We start from the raw sequence: 22,039 nt of genomic DNA, 5'->3' as shown, positions 1-22,039 counted from the left end.
ACTTTCCTGGTCGTAGTTCTATTTCCCTATTTTGGAAACAATGTTCGAGTCGCGATTACAGCTTCTCATCCTTTAACGAATACCACTGATAAAGGAACCGCTGCCCCATTCTGCGAAACGGTGCAAACATCTCTGATTCCACCACTTCCCTCACGTTGGGGAACGGAAGTTTTGATTCAAATATCGGTAGGTCCAACTTGTGGCCTTCACCTGCGATCCACTGAGCGAGGCGTTTACCTGCTTGAGCGGAATACATCACGCCATTGCCGCCATAACCCAGTGCGTAGAAGATGGATTGCTTTGGATTCGGCTGATAAATTCTCGGCATCATGTCGTGGCTAACATCCACCCATCCCCACCATGAATAATCGATTTTGATCTGATCGAGAGAAGGGAATTTTCGGGTTAAATCCGCTCTCAACATGTCTTCATATTTCTTTTCAGGTGCGTTCTTGCCACTGATGGCACTGCGTGTACCAATCTGTACTCGGTTATCCGGTAGCAAACGGTAGTAGTGGCGCAGAATTCGAGTATCAGTAATCACTTGATTGGTTTTGAAGTTACACGCGGCGATTTCGTCTTGAGTTAACGGACGTGTCACCATCGAGTTAGAAAGCACTGGTAATAGGCGATTCTTAAGCTCGGAATGCAAACCTTGGCTGGTGTACCCACCGGTGCAAACACCGACAGAGCGAGCCTTCACAACACCACCTGGTGTTTTCAGGTAATGTACACCGCCACGAGTTTCCCAACCCATCACAGGGCTAGCTGGATGCACTTTTACACCGAGTGCTCGCGCCTTTCTTAGATAGCCAAACGCCAATTTACCTGCATGAATTCCAATCCCTTCGGGCTCATGCATCGCGCCTGCCGCTTCTTGATCACCAACATAATCACGTTTTACGGTTTCCGCATCTAAGATCTGCGCATCGTAATCGAACGTGTCACGCAGCAACTTGGCTTCTTTCTCGAGTGTTGCCATCACTTTTGGACGGTGAGCCACATATAAGTGGCCACCCGGCTGCGGGTCACAATCAATGTCTTTGATTAGAGACTTAAATGTGTTCATGCCATCGACGCATTCGCGGTGCATTTTTAGCGCAGTTTCTAATCCCCAACGTTCAATCCACTGAGAACGCTTCAAACGCCCTGAAGCACACTGTGCCTGACCACCATTTCGGGTGCTGCAGCCCCAACTCAAACGGTTGGCTTCAATCACTGTCGCTTTAATACCGTACATTTCAGCAAGATGTATCGCAGTGCTTAGGCCAGTGAAGCCTGAACCGATAATCGCCACATCGACATCCATGTCTGACGTGATTGGGCCATCATCTTCAGGTGGTGCGCCTGCGGTATCTACCCAGTACGTTGGTGCGTATTCCTTACCGTGACCTGGGTTTTTATCTTTTAGTGGATCGTATTTTGGATCGTATTTATCTTTTGCTTGGGTACTTTCTTTTGCTTGGGTGCTTTTCACCTTTGGCGCCACATCGGCTGCCGGTTGTTCCATTACTAAACTCATAATTCGACTCTCCTAGTCATAACACGTGAACGGGTTGTGGTTTCGTGTCTAGCTCTTGGGAGTGTTGTTAGGAGTTAAAAGAGGTCGTGTTTTACGGAAGGCATTTTTTACGCTGATTTTTCCATCTTTCAGGGTAAACACGTCGACCATGCGAGCTTCGATGACGCTGCCATCCGGGTTCGTTGCAGAAAACGTTGACTCACTCACTGCTTGGTCACCACACACAAAATGCACAGGGTCGCTCCAAGCCGCATCTGGAAAGTTCTGCCAAACCAATTCAAAGCTATTTCGAACCGCTTCGTACCCTTCGATTGTGTTTCCAAGCAAGCCTTCGCCTGCCACCGTGTGGAATACACAGTCTTCCGTCATGAAAGACATGAGCGCCTCAATATCATGGTTATTCCACGCATCACTGAAAGACTGTAAAAAAGCGGTGTCGACTTGGTTTTCCAGCACACATGTCGGTGCATTGGTTTGCATATTCATATTCCAGAATCCTTTATGTTTTCGTTATTGGTTTAAATTTCAGTAGCTTTGCGCCACTTTTTTATTAGAGTGTTTAAACTAGATCTGCGAAAATTTAACAACCTGATAACAAGGTTCATCACTCTAACTTCGAGTTAGGTTATAAACAATCTCTAAGCTCACAGATTTCATCTTTTTATAAATTAATTAGTGTTATAATTTTATTTACTCAGGTTTTCAATCTCGATATTAGAGATATAATTAAATTGGAACGTGTTAGCCTTTAGTCGAAATCAAAGTCTTGATGATACTTTCGACCATACTGTTCAAGTTGACGATCATGAGTATTAACTTGTAATTCGATACTGCCATCACCTTTATTTATTACTTGGTTGTTATCTACATGTGCTTCATTTTTTAAATCTGTTAGTTTCTCTTCGACATATTCTGTCGGTTCATTTAAAACATTCATGGATATTAACTCCTTTATCAGGTTTACTTTCATTGATGGAAGAATATGAACGGACACTAGACCGTTTGAATATTCTTTCTCATCGTACAAAGGCTGAATGGCATCATTGCCACCTTCCTTAAATGGGTGAATGGAATACCACTTGTCCTTGCGTGGCTCTTGTTTATCGCAATCCGCCACATTAAATATCTGTGTTTTGTTGAGATCACACGGTGAAATAAAGAAACTAACCCGCTGATAATCAACAGCTTTAATTATATTTATGCAGTCTTTACTTTGGCTATGACACACCGACCACAGCGCATTTAACAGGTTATCAGTCCATTCCAGTAAACGGGTGGGAAAGCCCAGTTTCTTGGCTAAACACATCAATAACCAGTCATTTATATCGTTAGAACTCAGCGAGTGACCACCGTAAAGTCTCACCGTAGCAAGCAGCTCTTGTTCGACACGGCGTATGTTCCTACGATTTTAACGGCCTAAACTTGGCATCAGATTACTGTTTTCATAATCACATACGTTATAAATCAAACCACGTTGATCACTGCATTCAGTCATTAATGACTCGATTATTTTATACAGTTCCTCGAGTGTGCTGATATAAAGTTTGTTGTTCATATTTGGTTCCAACCAACCGACAATATAAAAAATAAATTTTTATTTATTAAATAATACTGACATCTAATAAAACACATAGACTAAAGACTCATAACTCTATCTATTTATCGATAATTACTATTTAAAAGTAACTCATAATAATTATTGATAAGCTTATATTACTGTAATCGTCAACCTATTCACCTTAATAATTTCATTAATTCCCTAACATTTAAAACGAAATAATAAAAATATATTACCCAATATTTACGTAATAAATCTATTAATAATCTTTAAAATAGACTCGGTCGTTTAACCATTCTGTTTCATCATCCAGTTTTAAATTAATACCTAGTGTTAGAACTTAATTCGTTTGCCCGACCACATTCTCGATAACTCTTTATCTTGCATTCACGAGACTGTTTTGGTCGGACAAACTTCCTATGACTTATACGTAATCTTTGTATTTATCTAGGAAACGAACCGGCGTTGATAGTGCATCTCGGCGGAACGGGTCGCCCAATTCCTGAGTACACATGATTTCAATGATGGTTGTTTTGCCTTCGTTCATTTGCATGTCGATGGCTTTTTGTAGAGTCGGACCTACATCTTCTAGCTTATCAACCGTGATGCCTTCAGCACCCATTGCTCGTGCGATTTCTGCAAAGCTTTGGTTATCCAGTTCACCAGCAACAAAGCGTCGGTTGTAGAAGTCGACTTGGTTCTTCTTCTCTGCACCCCATTGACGGTTGTGGAATACCACGGCTGTCACTGGAATGTTATGGCGAACACATGTCATGGTTTCCATCAGGCTCATGCCCCACGCACCGTCGCCTGCATAAGAGATAGCGGGGCGATGAGGTGCCGCTGCTTTCGCACCAATGATGGTCGGGAATGCGTAACCACAGTTACCGAAACTCATTGCAGCAAAGAAGCTACGTGGTTTTTCAAAGCGTAAGTAGCTGTTTGCCACTGAGTTGATGTTACCGATATCCGTCGAGACCATTACGTCTTCTGGCATCGCTTTTTCTAGCTCTCGCAGTACTTGGCGTGGGTGTAGGTATTCACCACCAGAGAACGGAGTCTCATGTGAGTTTTCTTCAATCATATCCAAGCTGAAAGAGTCACGTTCGTGTGTCCACTCATCAAGCTCTTTTTCCCAAAGTGCTTTCTCTGTAGCGACGGTGTCTTGACGAGCGCCTTTGTTGTCATCACACAACAGTGCACGGCCTTCTAATCTTTCAGATAGAGCAACCGCAGCTGCTTTCGCGTCGCCGCAGATACCAACAGAGATCTTCTTAACAAGGCCAAGCATCTTGTTGTCTGCATCAATCTGAATGATTTTCGCGTTCTTCGGCCAGTAGTCCATACCATGTTGAGGCAAAGTACCAAATGGACCAAGACGTGTACCCAAAGCGATAACCACATCCGCTTGAGCCATCAATTTCATTGCTGCTTTCGAACCTTGGTAGCCTAGAGGGCCACACCATAATGGGTGACTAGCAGGGAACGAGTCATTGTGTAGGTAGCTGTTCACAACCGGCGCACCCAGCCTTTCTGCTAATGCTGCACACTCTTGAACTGCGTCAGCCATTACCACGCCACCACCAGAGATGATGACTGGGAATTTCGCTTCTGCAATCAGGTCTGCCGCTTCATTCAAAGATTTTTCACCACCCGGACCACGGTCTAAACGCGCGGGTTTGGGGATCTCAGTTTGAGTTTCACCGTAGAAGTAGTCACGAGGAATATTCAGTTGAGTCGGACCCATTTCGCTCATCGCACGGTCGAAGCATCGGCCTGTGTATTCCGCCATACGGTCTGGGTGCGTTACGTGTCCTTGATACTTAGTAAACTCTTGGAACATTGGAAGCTGGTTACACTCTTGGAAACCACCTAAGCCCATTGTTTTAGTGCCTGTCTCTGGCGTCACAATGACGACCGGGCTATGTGCCCAGAACGCCGCTGCAATCGCAGTCACACAGTTACTGATACCCGGGCCATTTTGCCCGATAACCACACCGTGGCGACCCGATACACGAGAGTAACCATCTGCCATGTGAGCAGCACCTTGCTCGTGTACTACTGGGACCAATCGAATGCCAGCAGGAGCAAAGATATCCATTGCGTCCATAAATGCTGACCCCATGATGCCGAACATGTCGGTAACATCATTAGCAACCATAGTTTCAACGAACGCTTCTGATGGTGTCATTGTTACTGTGCCGGAAACAACCGTACGTTTTTCTTGCTCACTCATTCTTCCATTCTCCTTGAGTTAACCAAAATTTCATTTTTCGGAATGATTTGTCTCTTTTTTGAATTCACTTTCACCTTAGTTGTAGATTTTTTGTGCGTCAACTTTTTATATTAAATTGGAACAATTCATTCTAATTAACAAAACTGGATCACATTATTGATAGTTTTTAGTACAAAAAGTGCCGTTAACTTAACTGGAGCTGTTAATAATCGACGACATAGCGCAATAACATCGACAAGTAATGGGTTATATAGAGGGAAGAATGATGAAAGAGTCGGAATTGACACCAACGCGACAGGTAAGTGTTAGAGAGTGCTTTGGCATCGACAGCAACCTAACGGTGATGGCGTTTGAACATGTGGGAGAGTATGTGCCAAAAGTCGATCCTAACTACTGTTTTGATCCTGAAGTGACGCTGGCGATATTGGCGGGGTTCACCTCTAATCGCCGTACGTTGATACAAGGTACACACGGAACGGGCAAGTCTTCTCACATTGAACAAATCGCCGCGAGATTAAATTGGCCGTGTTTGAGGATCAACCTAGACGGACACTTAAGTCGATTGGATTTCATTGGTAAAGACAGCATCGTTATTAAAGATGGAATGCAAGTGACAGAGTTTAAAGAAGGCATTCTTCCACAGAGCATTCAACAGCCCATCGCATTGGTATTAGACGAATACGATGCAGGACGACCAGATGTGATGTTTGTGATTCAACAACTGTTAGAGCAAGACGGAAAATACACCTCTTTGGAACAAAACCGAGTGATCACTCCTCACCCCTCTTTCCGCCTGTTTGCTACTTGTAACACGCTCGGTTTGGGGAACTTTTCGGGTTTGTATTCGGGTACTCAAGTGCTTAACCACAGCCAGTTAGATCGTTGGAACATCATTGCCACGCTCAACTATTTAGACCCACAACATGAAACCAAGATCGTGTTATCCAAGCTTCCAGATCTGAATAATGAAAGTGGCCGACAACTGGTTGAGAAAATGATCGCAACGGCAGGGTTAACTCGCAACGGGTTTCGGGCTGGCGACCTTTCAACGGTGATGTCGCCACGAACGGTACTCACTTGGGCCGAAAACATCCAAATATTCGACGATGTAGCCACCGCATTTAGGCTGTCATTCTTAAATCGCTGCGAAGACGAAGAGAAAGAGTTGGTAAGCGAATACTATTTCCGTTGCTTTGGGGAAGCCTTGGAAACACATACTCAAAACTATTCGCACTCGGAGTCGTAAACCATGGCCAATGTCTCTTCCCAGCAGAAAAAGATCCTCGACCTTGGTGTGTCTGTCGCCAGAGCGATCAGTGGCGAGTTGAGCCTGAATTATCGAGGAGAGCGTCTCTATAAAGGCAATATCCCTTGTTATTACCAGTCCGCGCACACCAACGATCTGACCTTTGTATCTAGTCATGAGCTGAAAAACAGCAAGCTTTCGATGCAAGGTAAGATCGATTCATCAGCACTACGACTCTTGCTTTCTGATGCTGAACTTCATTACTCATTGCGACCGAAAAACGAAGTCGAACGTCTGCTTTACGACTTCTGCGAACAGGTGCGAATTGAATCTCAAGTTCCATCTTATCTAAAAGGTGTAACCAACAGTATTCAATTCAACTTTGCGTATTGGAGCGACCAATATCATCAGAATGGTTTTACTGAATCTCGCATTGGCATTCTGCTCTTCACATTGATGCAGGTTATCCACACTCGCTTAACCGGTGTTCCCGTTTCGGAACCGATTGCTGAAACCATTGAATCGACACGTGCCGGCATCGTGCCTACTTTTGGGCACAGCCTGAGGCGCTTAAAGCAACATAGAAGCGACCAACAACAGTTTGCACACTGCGCCAATGAGCTAGCCTCTTTAGCACAAGAGCTTATCAACCAAGAACAAGAGAGTAATAACTCGCCGACACCTACGGTTGAAGAAGACATTAAGATCCTTGCTCAGCTTGCATTGATTGTTGATGGCGACATTCAAGATGAAGACGTCGATACCGACATCACAGGCAGTAGCAAGGTATTCGAACTGTCGGGCGCCAATTATCAGGTCTTTAATTCAGAATTTGACCACGTGGTCGCCGCAGATAAACTCGTCAGGCACGCTCTGTTACTCGATCTGAGGCAAAAGCTCACTGATGACATCATGGCGAGACAAGTCAACACTCGCCGTTTAGCCGCGATGCTCACTCGCTTTGTTGCCACTCCACAAACGAACCGACGTCAGGATCATTTAGAAGAAGGCATTGTTAACGCCACAACCATAACCAAGCTCATCACGTCGCCATTGGATCGCACTGTCTTTTATCAACCTGACATCGGCGCATCTCATCAATGTGCCATCACGTTTTTGATGGACTGCTCAGGTTCAATGCAGAAACACAGTCACAAGCTAAGTTTGTTGATGGATACGATTCTCAAATCCGTAGGATTGGCTGATATCCCATTTGAGATCATTGGCTTCACCACCAACAACTGGAATGGTGGCAAGGTCTATCGACAGTGGCTCAAGCAAGGTCAGCCGAAACACCCAGGCCGTTTAAACGAAGTTCGCCATATCGTGTTTAAGGATTTTGATACCCATTGGAGACGGTCTCGCCTTGGCATTGCGAGCCTTCGCAAAGCCGACATCTTTAAAGAAGGGATTGATGGCGAAGCGGTTCAGTTCGCTAGCCAGCGGTTGCAACAGCACAATGCACAAAGAAAGGTTTTAATCGTGTTCTCAGACGGCTGCCCGATGGATACCGCCACCAGCACCGCCAATGATCAATTCTATTTGGATAACCATCTCAAACAAGTGATTGAGCGTGAATCAAACAAAAACCATATCGAGATTCATGGTGTGGGAATGAGTGTCGATTTAAGCCCGTACTACCGAAGTAACATCACTTTAGATGTGCAGGAGAGCTGCTTGTTTGGGTTATCTAGAAGTATCTTCGAGATGCTAAAGCGCTGACGTGCCAGTGAGGAGGGTGTCATCAAGCATTAAACGAGAATCAAGCCCTCCTCGTTCAAAGATAATTTTGATAAAGAAAACGTTCTAAGCCAAAAACAACGACCATGCAGAGACCGCCATCAAGTACCCACCAATCAACATCAACACAATAAACACTAACTTTCTGAGTTGATCATTGGACAACGGCGGTGGAAAACGTCGAGCAAACATCGTGACAAGCGCCACCAAGGGAACCGCGATCGCTGATAACCATAGTATGCTCGGTTCCATGTCGCCTGCCGCATAGACATTGACAGTACGTGACATCGACGTACACGCGAACACCATCAGCAGTGTGCTTCGCACCAGATCGAGCGTAAAAGGTTGTCGATAGAGATGGTAAACAATCGGTGGGCCTGCCATACCGAATAACCCACCCGCGAGCCCAGAACTAAAACCAGATAACAAGAAAGATACCGTTGCCGAACGGTCCTTTCTGGTTTTAGGTTTGAACATAAAGCTCAAACCTGCGAATAACACCATCGCACCCAATAGTCCTCGGAGAATATTCGTGGCCGAATCGCTCAACTCGTCTAGCAAGAACACCCCCATAGACACGCCGGGGATAATACCGATAACTAACACCACCAAAATCTTGAGTTCCCCAAGCAATGGCTTACCCATCAACGCAACCAAGCAATTGAACAAGGTCACAATACTGACCACAGCGGCTATAACTGGTAAGGAAACCAAATTAAGGCTGACCGTTAAACCAATCACGATGATACCGAGGCCAAAACCCGTGACCGTTTGGAAGTAGGTACCTACCGCAATAGTGGTAAGAATGGCGAGTAAAACAGGTAACTCCATTGGTAATCCTAATTAGTTTTTTTACTTAGTATGTAGCGAGCTTTAGGTATTGAGTCTTAGTATCTAAACTCAAATTCTGATTCTTCTCTTTCTTTAGCTTCTTGATCTTCTGTAGCGTTTTGATCTTCTGGAGCTTCTTGAGCATCAGCTTCAACACCCGTCATTGGATTTGCCGTTTTACCTTGTTGTGCTTGCACGGCAGTCACTGCAATTACATTGAAGATATCTTCGGCGCTGCACCCTCTGGATAAGTCATTGGCAGGCTGATTCAGCCCTTGCAACAACGGACCAATCGCAACTGCCCCACCCAACCTTTCCGCAAGCTTATAACCAATATTACCAGCTTCTAAATTGGGGAATACCAACACGTTCGATTGGCCTTTGACCTCTGAATCTGGCAACTTTTTAGCCGCTATTTCGGTGACAATCGCTGCATCAAGCTGAACATCTTGGTCAACCGCAATACCGGGACAACGTTGTTTCACGAGTTGAGCGGCATTACGAACCTTATCGACCGATTCGTGTTTGGCACTGCCGTTGGTCGAAAAGGAGAGCATTGCGACTTTCGGTTCTTCCATCAACAGCGTTTGTGCACTGTTTGATGCCGCCACTGCAATCGATGCAAGTTCAGTTTCATTAGGGTTAATCACCAAACCACAATCACTGAAAATCATGCCACCTTTAAGATTATGGAAAGGTTCACACAACATCATCAGAAAAAAGCTCGAGACCAATTCACTGTCTGGTGCAGACCCAATGATCTGCAGCGCGGCTCTCACCACATCTGATGTGGTATAAACCGCTCCATTAACCGTGCCGTCAACCAGTCCTTCCCTTACCATCAAGTTGGCAAAAATCAGTGGGTCTGTGACCTTCTCCAATGCATCTTCATAAGTCATGCCCTTGGCTTTTCTTAACTCATAGAGCCGTTCAGCCAACACGGCTTTAAGTGCTGATGTTTGTGGTGAAACAATATGAATACCCGCAAGGTTAATATAATGCAGCTGAGCGGCTTCGATAACCGCCTTTTCGTCGCCCACCAGCGTGATATAAGCGAGCTGTTTATCTATCGCTAATCGTGCCGCTTTGAGTACACGAGGGTCTTCAGCTTCACTCAAAACCACACGCTTACGATCTAAGTGCGCCTTATCAATAATCCGTTCAATTGCTTTCATTTTAAAATTCCACTTATTGAGATTAATTGTTCCATAATTTGTATTTATATTATTTAAATAATAAAAAAGGTCAAATTTTATTCAGATAATTGAAGAATATTGATTTGATATGTACACTCTTACACATAGACATATCGCAAGGATGAATCACTGTATGCAAACAGAAACACCACAAGTTCAAGGAGATACGCCCACTCTCCGACTTTTTGCACTATTAGAGGTGATAGCGCAAAAAGACGAGTTTATTTCTCTTCAAGGGCTCGTCGAAGAAACAGGACTACCGAAACCCACCCTACACCGCATGCTGCAACAATTAGAATCCGCGGGTATCATTCAAAGAGATGGCGACGAAAAGCATTACAGCTCTGGCATTCGACTCAGAAAGTTGGCTGAAAACTTACTGTTCAACAGCACCATGCACAGCGCGAGGCGCACGATTCTTGAAAACCTTCGAGCAGAAGTCGGAGAGAGCTGCAACCTAACCGCACTATCAAGCGGTGAGATCATCTACCTTGACCGCGCAGAAACCGAAGCGCCACTTCGCTTCCATTTGCAACCTGGCTCTCGCGTTCCTGTGCACTGCTCAGCGACAGGCAAATTGTTTTTGGCTCACATGTCGAAATCACAGCGCAGAAGACTGATCGAAAACGTGCCACTGACTCAGTACACAGTGAAAACCATCACCGACTACTCAGTGTTAGAGCAAGACATCGAACAAGCTAAGATCCAAGGCTTTGCGATTGATGACGAAGAGTTTCTACCGGGTTTGGTGTGTATCGCAGTACTCATTCCATCACCAACCGGTCAATCCAATCTCGGTTTGGCAATCCAAGCACCAGTGATTCGAGTGAAACCAGACGAAGCGATCAAGTTCCTACCTGCTCTTCAAAAAGCCGCGAAAGCATTGGCGAAGATAGAAGCAGACAACTGGGCGCAAGAATAACATTGGTAGGCTAAAACGAATCATCAGCACTGCCATAGACATCAACTCAATAACCGCATCAATACGTGTTAGTAATCATCAAGAAGGAATCACATGCTAGAAATTAATAACCAGCGCTTACTCTCTTTTATGGTGACTGAAGCGGATAAAGCAGTAGCAGTAACCAACCCAGCAACGGGTGAGCTTATTGGACATGCTCCTATATCATCTGAGACAGAATTAGACAGAGCTATCGAGCGATCTCATATTGCACAGAAAGAGTGGGCAAAAATTCCGGCTAAATCTCGCGCTGCGATACTGAAAGCTTGGCATCAACTGATCCTTGAAAACAAGGACGACCTTGCTCACTTAATGACGATCGAACAAGGCAAGCCGTTGGAAGAAGCAACGGGCGAAGTGGTTTATGGTGCAAGCTTTATCGAATGGTTCGCTGAAGAAGCAAAGCGTACCTATGGTGATTCAATTCCAAGCACAGTCGCAGGAAAACACTTAGTGACGATCAAGCAGCCGATCGGAGTGGCGTGTGCCATCACACCGTGGAATTTCCCGATAGCGATGATCACACGTAAAGCCGCGCCTGCACTGGCGGCTGGCTGTAGTTTTATTGTTAAGCCTTCTGACGAAACGCCACTTTCAGCATTTGCTGTTGTTGAACTGGCCTACCAAGCGGGTATTCCTAAAAATCTGCTTCAAGTTGTATTGGGTGACAGCCCAGAACAGATTGGCGAGCTATTCACCTCACACCCATTGATCAAAAAGATCTCTTTTACAGGCTCTACCCGTGTCGGCAGTATCTTAATGGCTCAAGCTGCAAAAGGAATCAAACGCACCTCGATGGAGCTTGGCGGTAATGCTCCGTTTATTGTGTTTGACGATGCCGATATCGATGCTGCGGTTCAAGGCGCAATGGCTTCGAAATTCCGTAATGCAGGCCAAACCTGTGTTTGTGCTAATCGATTCTATATTCACAGCAAAGTACACGATGAGTTTGTGGCTAAATTCGACCAAGCGGTGCAGCAACTCAAAATTGGCAACGGCTTAGACGAAGGCATCAACATTGGCCCTGTGATCAGTGAAAGAGCGAAACAGAACATCCAAGGTTTGATTGACCGCGCCATTGAACAAGGTGCCCAGCCTGTAACCCCAACGCAAGAGCTTGCGGGCTTGTTCATTCAACCTGTCATTCTTAAAGACGTGAAGCACGACATGGACATCGTTCAACAAGAGATTTTTGGCCCTGTCGCTCCTGTTATGAAGTTCGATAGCGATGAAGAGCTGATCGAAATGGCGAACGATACGATCTATGGTTTAGCGTCTTACTTCTACAGCCAGAATATCCACCGTGTGTGGAAGGTAGCAGAAGCACTTGAATACGGTATGGTTGGCATTAATGACGGCCTCATCTCAACAGAGGTTGCACCTTTCGGTGGGGTTAAGCAGTCAGGTATTGGCCGCGAAGGCGCTAAAGAAGGCATCGACGAGTACATGGATATTAAGTATCTATGCTTTGGTGGAAAATGAGGTTAGTAGTAATACGTTTCATCACTAAGTCAGTTCTTTTCTTCCCTTTCCATTCCCCGTGAACACTCAAAAAAAAGCCGCGCTATAAAGCGCGGCACCTTGGGCTCGGTTTAAATGGATGTTTCTTTTCTTAGTGGTTTTATTATTAAGTGACGTTGTTATTTAGTTATTCTGTAACACGGTTACGTTGCTTTGCTATTTTGTTTTCTAGCTATCTAACAATTTAGCAGCCTTGTTTTATGCAAGTGCTTTTAACTTCAGTCGCATAGCATGCAATACAGGCTCGGTGTAACCACTTGGCTGAGCACAACCTTCAAATACCAACTGGCAAGCTGCTGAGAAAGCAATGCTGTTTTCAAAATCTGGTGCCATATTGCGGTAACTCGGATCGCCTGCATTTTGCTCGTCAACGACGGCCGCCATACGTTTCATGGTTTTCATTACTTGGACTTCATCGCAAATACCATGGCGTAACCAGTTAGCGATGTGTTGGCTTGAAATACGCAGCGTCGCTCGGTCTTCCATTAGCCCTACATCGTTAATATCTGGCACTTTCGAACAACCTACTCCTTGGTCAATCCAACGAACTACGTAACCAAGAATACCTTGCGTATTGTTGTCCAATTCATTTTGGATATCTTTCGCGGTCAGCTTTTGATTGCCTAGTAGCGGAATAGTCAAAATATCGTCTACATTGGCTCTCACTCGCTCACTAAGCTCTTTCTGGCGGCTTGGTACGCTCACTTTGTGATAGTGCAAAGCATGCAAAGTCGCAGCCGTTGGCGATGGTACCCAAGCCGTATTCGCGCCCGCTTGTGGATGTCCGATTTTCGCGTCCATCATCTTCGCCATATTATCTGGCTCTGGCCACATACCTTTACCGATTTGAGCTTTACCTTGCAGGCCACAAGCTAAGCCAAGATCAACATTTTGATCTTCGTATGCGCCAATCCAAGTCATGGTTTTCAGTTGTGTTTTCGGAGCGAATGGTCCTGCTTCCATACTGGTGTGGATTTCATCACCCGTTCGGTCTAGGAAACCTGTGTTGATGAACACGACACGATCTTTGGCTGCGCGAATACACTCTTTCAAGTTCACAGAGGTACGACGCTCTTCGTCCATAATGCCGACTTTAATCGTAAAGCGATCTAAACCTAATGCATCTTCAATTCGACCAAACAACTCATTGGTGAAAGCCACTTCTTCAGGGCCGTGCATCTTAGGTTTTACAATATTAATGCTGTTCGCGGTTGAGTTTTGATACGGGCTATTACCCTTTAAATCGTGCATTGCGATGAGCGATGTCACCATGCCATCCATAATGCCTTCAGGCACTTCATTACCTTCCGCATCAATAATCGCAGGGTTGGTCATTAGGTGGCCCACATTGCGAATGAACAACATGCTACGGCCTTTCAGCGAGATCTCGCCACCCGTCACGCTGGTATACTGACGATCTGGGTTGAGGTTACGAACGATAGTTTTGCCGTTTTTCTCAAGCGACTCTTGTAAATCACCTTTCATTAAACCTAACCAGTTACGGTAAGCCAGTGCTTTGTCTTCACCATCAACCGCAGCGACAGAGTCTTCGCAATCCATAATGGTGGTGAGAGCCGATTCCACCAACACATCTTTAATTCCAGCCACATCAACGCTGCCAATTGGCGCACTCGGATCGATCTGAATTTCGATATGGAGATTATTGTGCTTCAGCAGAATGCAAGAAGGCGCGCTTGCGTCTCCTTGGTAACCTATAAACTGATTGCGATCAATTAGAGTGACTTCTTCGCCGTTATCTAACGTTGCTGTCAGCATGTTGCCAATGTTCACATTGCTGATACTGTACTTAGTCACGTCTTTATGAGAAACACCATTCAACGGTGCGGCGTCATCAAGGAAGCCGCGAGCATAGCTCACTACTTTAGCGCCACGAACAGGGTTAAAGCTTCCACCTTTCTCTGCACCATCGCATTCACTGATGACATCTGTGCCGTAGAGCGCATCGTATAAACTGCCCCAGCGCGCGTTTGCTGCGTTAAGTGCAAATCGCGCGTTCATGATAGGCACCACAAGCTGCGGCCCAGCTTGTGTTGCGATTTCAGGCTCTACACTTGCAGTGGTAACTTGGAAGTCTTCACCTTCCGGCACTAGGTAGCCAATCTGCTGCAAGAACTGTTTGTACTCTGCTGCGTCGAGTGTTTGACCAGCACGCTCTTGGTGCCAAGCATCAATCTGATGTTGAAGATCTTCACGCTTGATAAGCAAAGCACGATTTTTTGGTGCCAGATCTTTAAGGATCGCTGCAAAAGATTGCCAAAAGTCTTCAGCGATAATGCCTGTTCCAGGAATGACCTGCTCATTAATTAATTGGTAGAGGGTGCTATCAATGTTCAAGCTTCCCTGTTGAATACGACTGCTCATAAAATCTCTCTCAAGCTAACTGATGACTACTCAATATATTTACTTAACTGACTTAAATTTAAATAACTAGTTTAAACTTACTTAACAGGTGTAAATTTAGCTAATTTATGCCTGTTATACTGAATATTCATATAAAAAATACCCTGCAAACTATGTTACTCCGTCACACCGCTTTCTATTTCATTGGCGACACTTTTAATCAAGCGACGCATCCACTGGTGGTCTGGATTGGTTTGTAACAATGGGCTCCACGCCATTTTCACCTCGAAAGGTTCAATCGCAAATGGGGCTGGTTTGATTAATAAATTAGGATTGTTGCGCTGCAATTGCGCGGCTTTAGTTGGAATAGTAAGGATAAGGTTTTTCTGCTGAGCAAAGAGAATCGCAGATAGATAATGTCGGGTAAACACCGTGATATTGCGGGTTTTACCAATGCGCATTAATGCTTCATCTATCCAACCGAGCTTTTGCGCTTCACTTGGATTGATCCCGACTCCAGTTCCCATACCCGTCTTACTTACCCAAATGTGTTGCGCCTTTAAATAAGATAAAATATCAAAGTTGTCGGCTATTGGATTGTCACAGCTAAATAGGCAAGAAAACCCGTCGTGCCAAAGGCTCATCTGATGGAAGGACTGTGGAATATCATCAAAACGGTTGATAATAATATCAACAGTACCTTGTTCTACATCCTGATAGCTCACATCACTTGGCGTCATTATATCCAGTCGTATTTTCGGCGCTATCTCACTCAGTTTTTTTAATAGCGGCTGAATAAGGGTTGATTCAGCATAATCACTCGCCATGATACGGAACACACGTTCGCTATCTTCAGCCCTAAACTCAGTGGTGGGCTGTAGCGTCTTTTCTACATTCGCCAAGATGTTGCGAACCAGCGGCTGCAACTTTTGCGCTCGCTCGGTAGGAACCATTCCTTCACTGGTTCTCACCAACAGTGGGTCTTCAAACAGATCACGTAATCGACGAAGGCCATTACTCATGGCTGGTTGAGTTATTCCCAATTGATTTGCCGCTCGTGTAACGTTTCTTTCACGTAGCAACATGTCTAAATACACAAGTAAATTAAGGTCTATACGAGCAATATTCATAAGAAAAATACCGAATATAATAACTATAAATTAACAAAATTATCACATGCGTGGTTATTCTTTGTCCATAGCAAAGTTTTAATCCAAGCCAATTTGGCAACCATACCCCACGTGAAACTAAGGAATAGTTATGTCGCAAATTACACAAGATATCGAAAAGATTGAAGTTGCAAAAAGCGCTGCAGGTGCTCCATGGGATGCAATTAACCCTGAATCTGCTGCTCGTATGCGAGCTCAAAACAAATTCAAAACAGGTCTGGATATCGCGCAATACACGGCAGATATCATGCGTGCGGATATGGAGGCTTACGATAAAGACAGCTCTCAATACACTCAGTCTTTAGGTTGCTGGCATGGTTTTATCGGTCAACAAAAGCTGATTTCTATTAAGAAGCACTTTGATGGCAAGACAGATCGCCGCTACCTTTACCTTTCAGGTTGGATGGTTGCGGCACTTCGCTCAGACTTCGGTCCACTTCCAGACCAATCAATGCATGAGAAAACATCAGTTGCAGGCCTAGTAGAAGAACTATACACATTCCTGCGCCAAGCTGATGCTCGTGAACTGGGTGGTTTATTCCGTGAGCTGGACGCTGCACGTGAAGCGGGCGACGTTAACCAACAAGACCTTATCCAAGACAAAATCGACAATCACGTAACACACGTGGTGCCAATCATTGCCGATATCGATGCTGGTTTCGGTAACGCAGAAGCGACTTACCTAATGGCTAAGCAGATGATTGAAGCAGGCGCTTGTTGTCTACAAATCGAAAACCAAGTAGCCGATGAGAAACAATGTGGTCACCAAGACGGCAAAGTAACGGTTCCACACGCTGACTTCCACGCAAAACTTCGCGCACTTCGTTACGCATTCCTTGAATTAGGCATCGATAACGGCATCATTGTTGCTCGTACCGATTCACAAGGTGCTGGTCTAACAAAAGAAATCGCTGTAGTAAAAGAGCCTGGCGACCAAGGTGATGTCTACAACTCATACCTAGATGTTGAAGAGGTTGATGTTGCTGATATGGCTGAAGGTGATGTTTGCTTCAACCGTGACGGCAAGCTAGTTCGACCTAAGCGTCTACCTTCAGGCTTATACCAATTCCGCCAAGGTACTGGTGAAGACCGCTGTGTATTTGACTGTATCGAAGCAATCAACGCAGGTGCTGACCTACTTTGGATTGAAACTGAGAAACCACACATCGGTCAAATCAAAGAGATGATGGACGGCGTTCGCGAAGTTCACCCTAACGCGAAACTAGTTTACAACAACTCTCCATCATTCAACTGGACGCTAAACTTCCGTCAGCAAGCTTACGATGCATTGGTTGCTGAAGGTAAAGATGTATCAGCTTACGATCGTGCGAACCTAATGAGCGCGGAATACGACGAAACTGAACTGTCTGCAAGTGCTGACGACAAGATTCGTACATTCCAAGCGGACGCATCACGTGAAGCAGGTATTTTCCACCACTTGATTACTCTACCGACTTACCACACTGCAGCGCTGTCTACTGACAACCTTGCGAAAGAGTACTTCGGCGACCAAGGCATGTTGGGTTACGTTGCGAATGTTCAACGTAAAGAAATCCGCCAAGGCATCGCATGTGTTAAACACCAAAACATGTCTGGTTCAGATATGGGTGACGACCACAAAGAATACTTTGCTGGCGAAAATGCACTAAAAGCAGCGGGTGAAGCGAATACGTCTAATCAATTTGATTAATCGTTAACAGCGTTTCCCCTCTAAAATCTCCCCTTCCCTTTTCCCTGTTAGGTGCCGGGAGGGAGGAGGTTTTGGGATGAAGCTAGTACTGCCAGCTTCATCTCAAAGCCTCAGATTTGTGTTCCACACCACTGTTGCCCTGAAAAATTCTGTTTAAACTGATCACATTCTGTTTGATGATTTTCCTATTTATTGAGAGTGCCTATGACTTCAATACCGACACACCTACAAGATGCTAAAACACTGCTGTCAGAAAATGGTTTCGCTACTGGTGAGACTTGGTATCACGGCACATCTTCTGCCTTACTTGATTCAATTAAAACTCAAGGGCTTAAACGCTCTGGCGATACATCACTCACCGAAGCTGCCTTAAAAACCATGGCTACTATCGGAAGCGACTACACAGAATCCGTCCAACCTATCTTTTTAACTCAGAGTAAAGAGCTCGCGTATTACTGGGCTCAACAAACCGTTCGTGAGCGCAGTGTTCGTTTTGCAGGTACAGAACTACCAGTCGTGTTAGCGGTGAACCTATCAGAACAACAACGCGAAAAAGTAAGACCAGACGTTGGTGCTATGAGCCTACTAATGATGAGTACGGGAGAGCAATTCATAGAACACTTGGGTCAGATCTATCAAGAAAACAACATTGCAGGCCCTGACATAGAATTACGTACTGCCGATCGCATGGACTATCTCAACAAACTTGGGATGGCCTACATTGATGAAGACATAAGTCGAGCTTGTGTCAAGGAGTTATAAGAGTTCGAATTCAACAATTTTTATGGGATTCACTACATACCCCCTCTTCAGAATCAAAAATGGCTCCCGTTACGGAGCCATTTGCTATTTTCTGTCTGCAAGCATAGCTTGTCTATAAATATAGATTCTCTAAAAATATCAGGTCTTAAAAAACTAAACTATGAGCACAAACGACCTTGCTGTGCGGCTTGCATCATTTCGATATCACCTTGAAGAGAGCGGTACACGATGGTATTCCACACCTCACCATTATCCATTTCAAACTCGATAGCATAGTTTAAACCAGCGACTACCTGAGTTCGAACACCTAATATTTTTTTGAGCTTAGCAGTGGTATTCATTTGCCCTAGAACCACATCTAACGCTTGCTTAGCTTCTCGCGTGATGTCACTTTGTGACCAACCGCCGGTCAGGTTCTTAGTGCTGCAAATAGGATTCATTTCCTCTTGTGATTGTTCAGAAACCTCAGCTTTCTGACTACATCCAGCTAACGCAACAACACTAAACAAGGTTGCCAATAGTACTTTCTTCATAAATTCTCTCTACATCTATCATTCACGAGAGGTTACTCAAAATGATGTTTTATATGCAGGAAAGCTTAAACCTCGAATGTCATCACTTCATCAGAGATGACGCTGTAACTAACCCATAAACACAGAACACTGTTAAAAAATACAAAGCCGGACACTGATGCCCGGCTTTTATCTGTCTACCTACCTGATATTTAAACCATTTAAGTAGGTGACGTTTCAGTTAATACTGTTTGTGTTAATGTCTGTTTTATTAATGAAAATACACCAACATTTCGACTTCATCCCCTTGTTGCTCTGCATCGAGCAAGAAGTGCAGATAACCCGCTTCAGTTACCGGTATTTGTAAATATTCATTGCTTCCATTGGAGTTAGACTGATATTCATGTTGCCCTGCCGTTGGCCAATATGAATTGCTTGCGTATAAGTCGACGTTGCCTGTGTTTGACTGTCCATTTTCCGCATTGTTACTTTTATCGTTCAGCCACACTCGAACTTCTTGTACACCTTGCGGAACATAGACTGCAGCGTAGCGTCGTTGATGAACGGTAAGGGTTTGAGCGTGACCTGATTCCAATACTACCGGTGTTAAATCATCTTTATCTTGTGTTGGTGGTGTTGGCGTTTCTGTCTCCAGAGATGCCACCAATGTCACATTACTAAAATCAGATCGACCTGTGATACTCATGTAGTAGCGACCTGATTTAATATAACCTGACGGTTCAGGGTCAAACGTCACTAACTCATTACTGTCGTCTCGATACTGGCTAAACTCAAAGTCATAGTAATGTGCTTCTCTGTTGTAACTCATGTACAGATCCGCATCGCCGTGCCCTTCACCTTCGCGCCGAATAGCAACTTCAAAATGCGTTACGTTCTCTGGCACATCAACATAGAACAACTGCTCGCTGTACGCCTCGCCGCTCAACACCACACTTTGATTTTCAGCAAGTACTTTGACTTGTTCTGTCGGTTTTGTAGGGTCCGTCGGCTCTGTAGGATCAACCGGATCTGTTGGCTCACTTGAAACTGTGTCTAACCAACGCTCAAACTCACCATTGTATTGCGACCCAAGGAATTTCACTTGCTTCGCCCATTCAGCAAACTGACCAGAACGAGATAATACCAATAAGCTTTCTACGTCTTGCGGATGTTCTTCCAACATAAAGCGCACCGCTAAGTAACCCCAGCGATAGATACGATTAGTGTCGTGAGAGTATGTAGTCGCGAACACATCCGACAGGCTCACTTTTCCTTTGCTTATAAGGCCTAGCGCTGCATCGTAGCCTTGCTTGTAATGCATGTACTCGGCAAACCCCTCTAACCACCACACCACATAACCGTGTGCCAGATTGTCGTTAAACGATCCATATTGGTTAAAGCGTGCATCGAGATAGTGAGAGTATTCATGCTCTAAGTTGAGAATAGAAAGGTCATCGCCATTGGCGTAACGATAAGCGATAAAACGAGCAACATTACCCACCTGTGAAGGGTCGCCTTCTAGATACTGACCACCGTTATCAGTCGTATTACCAAATAAGAAAGAGGAGTAATCTACATAACTGCCGTTGCTGCCGAACACAACGACTTCTACTCGTTCGTTATTGTCGTCAGTCACAGGTTGTTGACCTGTGTTCGCAACTTGATGGAAGTCCACCTCTTTCGCCGCGAGCACATCACACGCTTCAAGTGATTGTGCTTGCGTTAAATCTTGTGAGCGAATAATCGCAGGCCCTTGACACTCATGACGGTTAGGAAGTATACGCATTGCTAGATCACGTTTTGCTTGCTCTAGATCCAATCCATTCAAGCCGTCAGGTGCGTAATACCCCATCATCTCAACCGCCGCTAACCAAAGCTTATCGTGCTCGCTACCCAGTGGGTTTTGTGCCATCACTTGTTGCATCACTCGCAGTGCTTTGTCTCTGGTTGCTTTATCTGGACTTGCCAACAAGCGACCCGTTTCACGAACTGCGTTATAAACCAGAAAGCTCGCATCCGTGTCCAAAGCCCACATGTTATCACGCGCGAATGCCGCCAACGTATCGATGTGTTGTGTATGATTAGCCATGTAATCGTAGAAGTCATCTCGAGCAACATGTCCTGCCATTGCGCGAAATAGATTGTTGAGACCATCAACCCATTGAGTGTCTTGTGCGGTTTCTCGGTTGAATTGACGAAGTGCCGCAAGTTGTGCATCCATGGTCAGTGGTAATTGCTTAACGTTATCGACCATCAACGTCAGACTTTTCATTGCCCCCACTTGTTCACGGCCTTGATCTAGCGCGTTAGGGTTAGCTAAAAAAGCGTTGGTTGATTGAGCAAATCGCTGACTCAACGCTTCGCTGAAGTCTTGTACTTGCGCGTTATAGCGGACGTAATAAGCCGCACGAATAAACTCGCCAAAGTTCTCCAGTTTACGTGCTTGCTCAGCTTCACCTCGGTAACGGGCAATTTCTAAGTCAAGTGCAATTTGAATACGGCTTAGACTCGCTTCACTGTAGATATTGTCTAGTGAATTATCCGGGGCTGAGAACCAAGAGCTATAGCAGCTGCTATCCGCAGCTGATACAGCGAGAGCGAGATCAGGAGATCGCTGAAGGTCAGGAACATCACACGGATGTTGAGCAAAAGTAAAACTGGAAATACTGGCAAGAACAAGAGCCAGTGCCAGTGCCAAACGACGACGTGGGAATAAACGGGTATGAGACATAAC

15 protein-coding genes and 1 pseudogene are annotated in these 22,039 nt (G+C 45.0%); 6 read left to right on the top strand and 10 right to left on the bottom strand.

Features of this window, described 5'->3' with window-relative positions:
* Window positions 1-55: 55 nt before the first annotated feature.
* The 4 genes and pseudogenes from ACED48_RS01780 to xsc form a co-directional block, all read right to left on the bottom strand.
* Window positions 56-1,522 (bottom strand): FAD-binding oxidoreductase, encoded by a 1,467-nt coding sequence (locus ACED48_RS01780; RefSeq protein ID WP_017057939.1) that lies wholly within the window; start codon window positions 1,520-1,522, stop codon window positions 56-58.
* A 48-nt stretch (window positions 1,523-1,570) separates the two neighbouring features.
* Window positions 1,571-2,008, bottom strand: a complete 438-nt coding sequence (locus ACED48_RS01775) for a nuclear transport factor 2 family protein (RefSeq protein WP_017057938.1) — start codon at window positions 2,006-2,008, stop codon at window positions 1,571-1,573.
* A gap of 262 nt (window positions 2,009-2,270) precedes the next feature.
* Window positions 2,271-3,077: pseudogene (locus ACED48_RS01770) on the bottom strand (FRG domain-containing protein).
* Between the two features lie 427 nt (window positions 3,078-3,504).
* Window positions 3,505-5,316, bottom strand: coding sequence for a sulfoacetaldehyde acetyltransferase (gene xsc, locus ACED48_RS01765; protein WP_017057935.1), 1,812 nt, complete (start codon window positions 5,314-5,316; stop codon window positions 3,505-3,507).
* 262 nt (window positions 5,317-5,578) lie between these two features.
* Between xsc and ACED48_RS01760 the strand changes: the two genes are divergently transcribed.
* Window positions 5,579-6,562 (top strand): MoxR family ATPase, encoded by a 984-nt coding sequence (locus ACED48_RS01760; protein ID WP_017057934.1) that lies wholly within the window; start codon window positions 5,579-5,581, stop codon window positions 6,560-6,562.
* 3 nt (window positions 6,563-6,565) lie between these two features.
* Window positions 6,566-8,284 carry a cobalamin biosynthesis protein CobT gene (locus tag ACED48_RS01755; protein ID WP_017057933.1) on the top strand — a complete coding sequence of 573 codons (1,719 nt, stop codon included), beginning with the start codon at window positions 6,566-6,568 and terminating at the stop codon, window positions 8,282-8,284.
* A gap of 84 nt (window positions 8,285-8,368) precedes the next feature.
* On the opposite strand, the gene ACED48_RS01750 is transcribed toward ACED48_RS01755, so the two are convergent.
* Together ACED48_RS01750 and pta are read right to left on the bottom strand one after the other, a co-directional pair.
* Window positions 8,369-9,133: a sulfite exporter TauE/SafE family protein gene (locus ACED48_RS01750; RefSeq protein ID WP_017057932.1), complete on the bottom strand. Its 765-nt coding sequence runs from the start codon at window positions 9,131-9,133 to the stop codon at window positions 8,369-8,371.
* A gap of 56 nt (window positions 9,134-9,189) precedes the next feature.
* Window positions 9,190-10,308: a phosphate acetyltransferase gene (gene pta, locus ACED48_RS01745; RefSeq protein WP_017057931.1), complete on the bottom strand. Its 1,119-nt coding sequence runs from the start codon at window positions 10,306-10,308 to the stop codon at window positions 9,190-9,192.
* Window positions 10,309-10,462: 154 nt separating this feature from the next.
* On the opposite strand from pta, the gene ACED48_RS01740 reads away from it, so the two are divergent.
* A complete protein-coding gene (locus ACED48_RS01740) occupies window positions 10,463-11,251 on the top strand; it encodes an IclR family transcriptional regulator (protein ID WP_017057930.1) in 789 nt (262 codons plus the stop codon).
* A 93-nt stretch (window positions 11,252-11,344) separates the two neighbouring features.
* Window positions 11,345-12,772: an NAD-dependent succinate-semialdehyde dehydrogenase gene (locus tag ACED48_RS01735; RefSeq protein ID WP_017057929.1), complete on the top strand. Its 1,428-nt coding sequence runs from the start codon at window positions 11,345-11,347 to the stop codon at window positions 12,770-12,772.
* A 237-nt stretch (window positions 12,773-13,009) separates the two neighbouring features.
* Here the strand turns inward: ACED48_RS01735 and ACED48_RS01730 are convergent, their stop codons facing one another.
* Window positions 13,010-15,193, bottom strand: a complete 2,184-nt coding sequence (locus tag ACED48_RS01730) for a malate synthase G (RefSeq protein WP_017057928.1) — start codon at window positions 15,191-15,193, stop codon at window positions 13,010-13,012.
* A gap of 155 nt (window positions 15,194-15,348) precedes the next feature.
* Window positions 15,349-16,302 carry a LysR family transcriptional regulator gene (locus tag ACED48_RS01725; protein WP_017057927.1) on the bottom strand — a complete coding sequence of 318 codons (954 nt, stop codon included), beginning with the start codon at window positions 16,300-16,302 and terminating at the stop codon, window positions 15,349-15,351.
* A 130-nt stretch (window positions 16,303-16,432) separates the two neighbouring features.
* On the opposite strand from ACED48_RS01725, the gene ACED48_RS01720 reads away from it, so the two are divergent.
* Entirely contained in the window at window positions 16,433-18,031 is a 1,599-nt protein-coding gene (locus tag ACED48_RS01720) for an isocitrate lyase (RefSeq protein ID WP_017057926.1), read from the top strand.
* Window positions 18,032-18,235: 204 nt separating this feature from the next.
* Window positions 18,236-18,793 carry a hypothetical protein gene (locus tag ACED48_RS01715; protein ID WP_017057925.1) on the top strand — a complete coding sequence of 186 codons (558 nt, stop codon included), beginning with the start codon at window positions 18,236-18,238 and terminating at the stop codon, window positions 18,791-18,793.
* 158 nt (window positions 18,794-18,951) lie between these two features.
* Here ACED48_RS01715 and ACED48_RS01710 read toward each other — a convergent pair whose 3' ends face one another.
* Both ACED48_RS01710 and ACED48_RS01705 read right to left on the bottom strand, forming a co-directional pair.
* Complete coding sequence (locus tag ACED48_RS01710) at window positions 18,952-19,326, bottom strand: cystatin domain-containing protein (protein ID WP_017057924.1); 375 nt, start codon at window positions 19,324-19,326, stop codon at window positions 18,952-18,954.
* A gap of 250 nt (window positions 19,327-19,576) precedes the next feature.
* Complete coding sequence (locus ACED48_RS01705; protein WP_029627206.1) at window positions 19,577-22,036, bottom strand: M9 family metallopeptidase; 2,460 nt, start codon at window positions 22,034-22,036, stop codon at window positions 19,577-19,579.
* Between the last annotated feature and the right edge of the window lie 3 nt (window positions 22,037-22,039).

The organism is Vibrio sp. 5S239 (genome assembly GCF_041439575.1).
Classification (GTDB): Bacteria; Pseudomonadota; Gammaproteobacteria; order Enterobacterales; family Vibrionaceae; genus Vibrio; species Vibrio kanaloae.
The sequence above is the reverse complement of the archived record's forward strand: the minus strand, read 5'-3'. Positions and strand labels throughout refer to the sequence as shown.